The sequence below is a fragment of the Eisenbergiella porci genome (assembly GCF_009696275.1).
Classification (GTDB): domain Bacteria; phylum Bacillota; class Clostridia; order Lachnospirales; family Lachnospiraceae; genus Eisenbergiella; species Eisenbergiella porci.
Genome location: NZ_VUMI01000133.1, coordinates 1 through 2,213 on the forward strand (window position 1 = coordinate 1; position 2,213 = coordinate 2,213).

A 2,213-nucleotide genomic window follows, 5' to 3' on the forward strand; every position below is an offset into this window, starting at 1 on the left:
TACGGATTCATGATGCCACTTATTTGTGCTTGAAAAGGCAGAACTTACACTGATTTATATGCTGTCTAAAACGAAGAAAGTTATTACAACTCCTCCTCCCGTGCTTTGTAGTGTAGCTTCTCACAAAGTACAGTTTACAAGGGACTACACAGGGTAACGGTCTGACGGGAGGATTACCGCCCGTCAGATTTTCCATGTAATGTTCAAGCTGTCGCTTGTGGCGGCAACGGTGGTAATCATCAAATCCACCACCCGCCGCTTGTCGTCAAAGGATACATCGTCCCATGTGTCGAGGTAGCCGGAAATCTGGTTGACCTGTCCCGGGCTGATGGTTTCCACCGTCAGCTCGGCTATCTGCTTCACAAGTTCCTGCTTGCGCCCGTCCAGTTCCGCTATCTTCACATTCACATAGGAGAGCAGGACATTGTTCGCGCCCGTCAGACTGTCCACCAGCTTTTCAATCTCGCTGTCCACATGGAGAAGCTCTACTTGCAGGGCGGCGATTTTGGGATTGGCCTTTGCCGCTTTCTTCCTGCCCGTCAGCGTCTTGTGCTTTTCCAGCTTCTTCACCATCTGCTGGTAAACCACCGCTTCCAGTTCGGAAGTGATGATTTTCCCACAGCCCGGACAGCTTTTATTGTCCAGCCGTTTCGTACAGCGGAGATATTGCCTGCCGGACGGATTGAAGATACTCATAAGCGCATATCCGCAGTTCCCGCACTTGATTTTCCCCGCCAGCCATGTGTGGGTGGCTTTTCGGGCGGACTGGATTTTCATGTTGTTCATCAGCTTCTTGCGGCAAGCCAGCCATATATCCGCCGGAACAATGCCCTCATGGGGAGCCAGCACCAGCATTTGGTCTTTCAAGTCGTTTTTCTTGCTGGGCTTCACATCCCGCCCCTGATACAGATAACAGCCGTTTGTCCCCGTAAAGTCGGCGGCGTCATTGACGATAACCGTACCCTGGCTTTTGAAAAATTCGTACACATCCAAGTCCGCCTGCACATAGACGGGATTGCGTAACATCTGCGCCAGTGTGGGGCGTATCAGTTCCTTGCCGTAGAACAAAATCCCCTGTTCGGCAAAGTACCGGGTAATGTCCCCGTAAGAGGTTGTGGGCTGGGCGTACATCTCAAATATCAGCCGGATATTGGCCGCTTCGTCCGGGTTTACCACCAGCTTCTTTGTGTTGATACCGTCCATTTTGATAGGCTCGGTGTGGAAGCCGTAAGGGGCTTTCCCGCCCATCTTGAAGCCCCGCTGACTGCGGGAGTAGTAAGCGTCTGTCACCCGCTTCTGTATCGTTTCCCGTTCAAGCTGGGCGAACACGATACAGATATTCAGCATAGCCCGCCCCATCGGGGTGGAGGTATCAAACTTCTCCGTAGAGGACACAAACTCCACATCGTACTGCTGGAACAGTTCCATCATGTTGGCAAAGTCCAGAATGGAACGGCTGATACGGTCAAGTTTGTAAACAATGACCTTTGCAATCAAGCCCCGCTTAATATCCCGCACCAGTTCCTGAAACTTCGGGCGGTCTGTGTTCTTGCCGCTGTACCCTTTGTCTGTGTATTCCTTACAGTTCCCGCCTTTCAATTCGTATTTGCAAAACTCAATCTGGCTTTCAATGGAAATGCTGTCCTTTTTGTCTACCGATTGCCTTGCATAGATCGCGTCTATCCTGTTATTCATTTTGTCGCTCCTTTTCTTAAAAAGAAACGGAGCTGCTGACAGTTCTATTATACCGCCAGCAGCCCCGCAAATCAACGATGGCTTCGGGATTTATGCCCCGGCTTCCTCTTTCTGCCGCTTATCGGCATATTTGCGGAACACCTCATAAAGCTGCTGCTCCAGTTCCCGGCGTTTGGTCGCTTCCTGCTCCGGCGTGAACACCGGGGAGAGGTTTTCCAGCGTGATTTCCTTTCCCTGAAAAGTCACGACTTCTGTTTCCTTTTTGTATCTGATATTGTTACTTATAAAATCACCTTTCCTTTCCATACTGCCGCTGCTGCCGTTTCAGTTCCGCCAGTATATCCGGCGGGATACGGTCAACCAGCCTTTGCATATCGTGCAGTTCGCTTTCCAGCTTTGCCCGCTCCATGCGGTCTTTGATTTTGCCGCTCTCGCTGGCTCTGGCTCGTGCTTCCAGCTTCTCATTTTCTGCCAGCAGGTCATTGATTGTGACCTTGTACTTTTTCAACTGCCCGGAG

2 protein-coding genes and 1 pseudogene are annotated in these 2,213 nt (G+C 51.0%); all 3 read right to left on the bottom strand.

Features of this window, described 5'->3' with window-relative positions; all coding sequences use genetic code 11:
• Window positions 1–183 precede the first annotated feature (183 nt).
• Complete coding sequence (locus tag FYJ45_RS29195; RefSeq protein ID WP_007215987.1) at window positions 184–1,695, bottom strand: recombinase family protein; 1,512 nt, start codon at window positions 1,693–1,695, stop codon at window positions 184–186.
• A 90-nt stretch (window positions 1,696–1,785) separates the two neighbouring features.
• Complete coding sequence (locus tag FYJ45_RS29200; protein ID WP_007215986.1) at window positions 1,786–2,001, bottom strand: hypothetical protein; 216 nt, start codon at window positions 1,999–2,001, stop codon at window positions 1,786–1,788.
• Window positions 1,985–2,213: pseudogene (locus FYJ45_RS29205) on the bottom strand (MobV family relaxase); the annotation flags it as partial. The gene FYJ45_RS29200 and the pseudogene FYJ45_RS29205, both read right to left, overlap by 17 nt.

Bases quoted from the DNA above. Each gene is read 5' to 3' on its own strand.
- FYJ45_RS29195 (WP_007215987.1), bottom strand. From the start codon at position 1,695: ATGAATAACAGGATAGACGCGATCTATGCAAGGCAATCGGTAGACAAA.
- FYJ45_RS29200 (WP_007215986.1), bottom strand. From the start codon at position 2,001: ATGGAAAGGAAAGGTGATTTTATAAGTAACAATATCAGATACAAAAAG.